Origin of the sequence: Pseudomonas sp. UBA6699 (assembly GCF_002454615.1) — a bacterium.
In the GTDB taxonomy this organism is placed as follows: Bacteria; Pseudomonadota; Gammaproteobacteria; order Pseudomonadales; family Pseudomonadaceae; genus Aquipseudomonas; species Aquipseudomonas juntendi.
Genome location: NZ_DKJF01000040.1, coordinates 1 through 5,433 on the forward strand (window position 1 = coordinate 1; position 5,433 = coordinate 5,433).

A 5,433-nucleotide genomic window follows, 5' to 3' on the forward strand; every position below is an offset into this window, starting at 1 on the left:
CAAACGTAGGAGCGAGCGCAGCTCGCGATGCGCCGCGCGGGCGGCGCTCGCTCTAACAGGCGCTGCATACCTTGTGGCAAACACCTGTCAGCCCTGAGGCGCTCCCTGTGGGAGCTGGCGGCGATTAGGCCATCACTGTCAGCATAAAACCCTGGCCATGCAATGTTGCATAGACAACCTTGCACATTAGTGGATGTTCCTGAGCCGTGTGTGCGGGTATGCTCAGGGCTGACTTTTCGTACTGTCCTGATCCAAGGAGCTGCACGCTGTGTTCAAACATGTCGATGCCTATGCCGGCGACCCGATCCTCTCGTTGATGGAAACTTTCAAGGCCGACCCGCGCGCCGACAAGGTCAACCTGAGCATCGGCCTGTATTACGATGAGGCCGGCGTGGTGCCGCAATTGGCGGCGGTGGATGCGGTGGAAAAGCGCATCGCCGGCCAGGACCATGAAGCGTCCCTGTACCTGCCTATGGAAGGCCTGGCCAGCTACCGTCAGGCGATTCAGGCGCTGCTGTTCGGAGCCGATCACCCGGCCGTGACGGGTGGGCGCGTGGCCACGGTGCAGACCGTAGGTGGCTCTGGCGCGTTGAAGGTCGGCGCCGACTTCCTCAAGCGCTACTTCCCGCAGTCGGAAGTCTGGGTCAGCAACCCGACCTGGGACAACCACCGTGCCATCTTCGAGGGTGCCGGTTTCAAGGTGCACACCTACCCGTACTTCGATCAGGCCACCCGCGGCGTCGACTTCGAGGGCATGCTGGCCACCCTGCAAGCGCTGCCGGCCAATAGCGTGGTCCTGCTGCACCCGTGCTGCCATAACCCGACCGGTGCCGACCTGGCCCAGAACCAGTGGCAGCAGGTGGTCGAAGTGGTCAAGGCCCGCCAGTTGATCCCGTTCCTCGACATCGCCTACCAGGGCTTTGCCGAGGGCCTGGTCGAAGACGCCTACGCCATCCGCGAAATGGCCCGTGCCGGCGTACCGTGCCTGGTCAGCAACTCGTTCTCGAAAATCTTCTCGCTGTATGGCGAGCGGGTCGGTGGCTTGTCAGTAGTGTGCGACGACGCGGCCACCGCACAGAGCGTGCTGGGCCAGCTCAAGGCCACCGTGCGCCGCAACTATTCCAGCCCGCCCAATTTCGGTGCCCAACTGGTGGCTGGTGTGCTCGGCGATGCCGGCCTGAATGCCCAGTGGGCCGAGGAAGTCGAAGTGATGCGCAAGCGCATTCTGGATATGCGCCAGGCGCTGGTCGATGCCCTGGCCGTGCTGCTTCCAGGCCAGGACTTCCAGTTCTTCCTGCGCCAGCGTGGCATGTTCAGCTACACCGGCTTCAGCGTCGAGCAGGTCCGCCGCCTGCGCGACGAATTTGGCGTGTACCTGATCGATAGCGGCCGCGTGTGCATGTCCGGCCTGCGCCCAGCCAACCTTCAACGGGTAGCCGAGGCGTTTGCTGCCGTGCAGAAGTAACCCTGCATCGGGGTGCTGAGCACCCCGTTCGCGCTGCAAGGCCGCTCCTGCATCCACCGCGCAACACCCGCGATGCCTGCCACTTGTAAAGACAAGTGCAACCGCCCCTCGGAAAAGGGCTTCGCAAGTGCAACCTTTCCGTGCACAATCGCGCCCCTCTTTTCCGGTTGAGTTGGGCGAACGCACCATTTCGCCATTCTCAGCCTGTTGCAGTCTTGCGAGTGGAGCTTCACCCGGAATGAATGAGCAGGCCCCAAGCGTTGAACAACGCTTTGCAGAATCGACCCCCGCCACCCTCGGTAACTGGGCGCGGCACGACACCACCTGGATGCTGGGCCTGTTCGGCACCGCCATCGGTGCTGGCACCCTTTTCCTGCCGATCAACGCCGGCCTTGGCGGCTTCTGGCCGCTGCTGGTCCTGGCCGTGCTGGCATTCCCGATGACCTATTTCGCCCACCGTGGGTTGACCCGTTTCGTGCTTTCCGGGCGCACCGGTGGTGATATCACCGAGGTGGTCAAGGAGCATTTCGGCAGCACTGCGGGCACCTCGATCACCGTGCTGTACTTCTTCGCCATCTTCCCGATCCTGCTGATCTACAGCGTGGCGCTGACCAACACCGTGTCCAGCTTCATCGAGCACCAGTTGCACCTGCAGCCACCGCCACGGGCCATGCTGTCGTTCGTGCTGATTCTTGGCCTGCTGGCCATCGTGCGCTGCGGCGAGCAGGCCACGGTCAAGGTCATGAGCCTGCTGGTATACCCGTTCATCGTTGCCCTGGCGCTGCTGGGCCTGTACCTGGTGCCGCACTGGACTGGCGGTATCCTCGATAGCGCCACCCAGGTGCCACCGGCCTCGGCCTTCCTGCACACCTTGTGGCTGGCCATTCCGGTGATGGTGTTTTCCTTCAACCACTCGCCGATCATTTCGGCCTTCGCCGTGGACCAGAAACGCCGCTACGGCGACCACGCCGATGAGCGCAGCGGGCAGATTCTGCGCCGTGCCCACCTGTTGATGGTGGTGATGGTGCTGTTCTTCGTGTTCAGCTGTGTGCTGACCCTGAGCAGCGCGCAGCTGGCTGAAGCCAAGGCGCAGAACCTGTCGATCCTGTCGTACCTGGCCAACCACTTCAGCAACCCCACCATCGCGTTTGCCGCGCCGCTGATTGCATTCGTGGCCATCGCCAAGTCGTTCCTCGGCCACTACATCGGTGCCAGTGAAGGCCTCAAGGGCATTATCGCCAAGACCGGCGCGCGCCCGGGCGCCAAGGCCCTGGACCGGGGGGTTGCAGGGTTGATGCTGGTAGTGTGCTGGATCGTCGCCACCCTCAACCCGAGCATCCTCGGCATGATCGAATCGCTCGGCGGCCCGATCCTTGCGGTGCTGCTGTTCCTGATGCCGATGTACGCCATCCGCCGTGTACCGTCCATGCGCAAGTACAGCGGCGCGGCGTCCAACGTATTCGTGGTAGTGGTGGGCCTGGTTGCGCTGACTTCGGTGGTGTACGGCCTGCTGGGCTGAGTCACGGCTGGCTATGAAACAAGCCCGGGTTGGCTGGCGCCGCCCGGGTTTTTTGCGCGTGAAATCAGGGTCTCACCTGCATGGGATTTCATCGACCTTGGTGTAAGCAAGTAGCCACCCTCCGCACAAGCTCGCTAGCACGAACAGCAGCCCCAAGCCCCCTGGAAGCGTACGCTCGACGCCTGCTACCACACTGCTTATACCGCCAGCCCCAGCGAACAGGAATGTCGTGTTAAGCGATGCTGCAGCACCCGCTTGACATGGATAGCGTGCCAAGGCCTGCGTCGTCGCGGCCGGGCGCACCAGCGTTGTCCCTGTAGTACATATGAGCACAGCTAGCATAATGCCTGCCACAGATAGCTCCGAAAACCGTTCCCAGATAACAAGGGTTATGCCCCCGGCGCTGATGAGCAGAAAGCCCGCTTTTATTTGAGCCTGTGGGCTAACACGTCGGTTCAGATAGGTTGCAGCCGCTCCCCCGGCGATGTATGCCACCCCGTAGCCAATAAATACAATGGAAAATTGATAGGTCGTCAGCCCCAACCTGCTCATCAGGAGGAGTGGTGCTATCACGATAAAGGAAAAATGGCAGGAGAAGGCGAGACTGGTCTGCAGTGTATAGGCGAGGAAGGTCGTGTCTCGCAGCATTATACGATAACTGGAAATACCGGGCGCTTTGCGTTGCAAGGCAGTTGTACTTGGTAGGAGTACGTACGCCAGGAGTGAAACTATAGAAGCGATAATAGCGAAGCTTATAAAGCTTGCCTGCCAGCCAAAGGATTGCTGGAGGAGCGCACCTACCAGCGGTGATATTGAGATGAACAGCCCGCTTGAGCTGGTTAAGAGGATTCGCATGGTATTACGATGTTCATCTCTGTATAGATCCTGCACTAGCGCTTGGCCTAAGACGAGGCTGCCACACCCCAGCGCCTGTAGTAAACGGAATGCCATGAACATTTGATAGGTGGTAGAGCATGCGCAACCAAGCGCCCCTAAAATGGCTAATCCGAGCCCGCCCAGCAACAGACGTTTGCGCCCGATACTATCCGACAGAGGGCCGATGACGAGTTGCGCCATTGCAACGCCGACAGCAAAGAAACTCACCGAGTAGGCTATCTGCTCTGCACCGACCCGAAACCTATCTGCCAGCGTAGGGAATGAGGGTAGGATCACATCCAGCGGAAATACCCCTAGCAGGGATATCAGAACCAGCAATGTCGAGTACAGAGGGTAGCGCAGTTTAGCTGAGTAAGCGATCATGCTACCAACCCGGAAGCTTTAAATAGCAAGAAATAATCTTCGTTGGCTAGCAATTCGGTACGCTCAATAGCTCGCAGCGTCGGTGCGCAATTAGGCATCGCGCTCGCTGGCTCGTTGGGGCTTGTTGGCAAGTTTTGCGGACTCCATCTTGATAGGCTTGATATAAATATCCATCAGGTTCGTTTTATTATGGCCCCTCCGATAGTAGCGCCTCTTTTAAGATGTACAAGATATTCGCGCAGGCGAAATTTCCGATAGATTTGTAGGATTATTTACCTTGCTATCTGCGAGTGGGCGATTAGTTGGGCCGGATCGCCTCTACCACAGGCCTTGCGAGCATGTTGGAAACCAAGCTCCTTCCATTGTGCGAGCCTAAACAACAAACATTGTTATCAGGCTTTTAAAGGTGAGCGAGAAGGGTGGTTGCTGTCCTGCGTTAGGGGTATCCGCTTTTATCCACATAAAAAGTCTGGCCATAGAAGAATTTCACCCGCCCCCATAGGCACTAGGCCGCCTTCATGCTTAACTCGGTGTCCTTTTCAAACCCCGCATAAGGATTTCGTCATGGCTCAAGTGACTCTCAAAGGCAACCCGGTCCAGGTCAACGGCAACCTGCCACAGGCCGGCGCCCAGGCTCCGGCTTTTTCCCTGGTGGGTGAAGGCCTGGCTGACAAGTCGCTGAAAGACTACGCCGGCAAGCGCAAGGTGCTGAACATCTTCCCGAGCGTCGACACCCCAACCTGTGCCACTTCGGTGCGCAAGTTCAACGCCCAGGCCAACGATGTAGCCAACACCGTGGTGCTGTGCATCTCCGCCGACCTGCCGTTTGCGCAGGCACGTTTCTGCGGCGCCGAGGGCCTGGAGAACGTGAAGAACCTGTCGACCCTGCGTGGCCGCGAGTTCCTCGAAAACTACGGCGTGGCCATCGCCGATGGCCCGCTGGCTGGCCTGGCCGCCCGCGCCGTGGTGGTGCTGGACGAGAACGACAAAGTGCTGCACAGCGAGCTGGTCGGCGAAATCGCTGAAGAACCGGACTACGAGGCTGCACTGGCGGTACTGAAGTAAGCAGCGCGCCTGTCGCGGAGCGCTTTGATGTTGTGATAGCCCTGTAGGAAAGAGTGCAGCTCTGCTCTGCAGGGTTGTCAGTGCTCGCCGTGGCATCTTTAGCGCTTGTGAGATCGAGCGCCGC

At 59.7% G+C, this 5,433-nt stretch carries 4 protein-coding genes; 3 read left to right on the forward strand and 1 reads right to left on the reverse strand.

What is annotated here, in order from left to right:
* Window positions 1-268: 268 nt before the first annotated feature.
* Window positions 269-1,465, forward strand: a complete 1,197-nt coding sequence (locus B3361_RS07715) for an aromatic amino acid transaminase (protein WP_054905892.1) — start codon at window positions 269-271, stop codon at window positions 1,463-1,465.
* 238 nt (window positions 1,466-1,703) lie between these two features.
* Window positions 1,704-2,984, forward strand: a complete 1,281-nt coding sequence (locus tag B3361_RS07720) for a serine/threonine transporter (protein WP_054905891.1) — start codon at window positions 1,704-1,706, stop codon at window positions 2,982-2,984.
* A gap of 72 nt (window positions 2,985-3,056) precedes the next feature.
* Here the strand turns inward: B3361_RS07720 and B3361_RS07725 are convergent, their stop codons facing one another.
* Window positions 3,057-4,244 carry a Bcr/CflA family efflux MFS transporter gene (locus tag B3361_RS07725; protein WP_029887941.1) on the reverse strand — a complete coding sequence of 396 codons (1,188 nt, stop codon included), beginning with the start codon at window positions 4,242-4,244 and terminating at the stop codon, window positions 3,057-3,059.
* 564 nt (window positions 4,245-4,808) lie between these two features.
* On the opposite strand from B3361_RS07725, the gene tpx reads away from it, so the two are divergent.
* A complete protein-coding gene (gene tpx / locus B3361_RS07730) occupies window positions 4,809-5,309 on the forward strand; it encodes a thiol peroxidase (protein WP_054881982.1) in 501 nt (166 codons plus the stop codon).
* The last annotated feature ends 124 nt before the right edge of the window (window positions 5,310-5,433 follow it).

What these genes read in the sequence shown, in the direction of transcription:
- B3361_RS07725 (WP_029887941.1), bottom strand. Translation starts at nt 4,244, where the DNA reads ATGATCGCTTACTCAGCTAAACTGCGCTACCCTCTGTACTCGACATTG.
- B3361_RS07720 (WP_054905891.1), top strand. Translation starts at nt 1,704, where the DNA reads ATGAATGAGCAGGCCCCAAGCGTTGAACAACGCTTTGCAGAATCGACC.
- tpx (WP_054881982.1), top strand. Translation starts at nt 4,809, where the DNA reads ATGGCTCAAGTGACTCTCAAAGGCAACCCGGTCCAGGTCAACGGCAAC.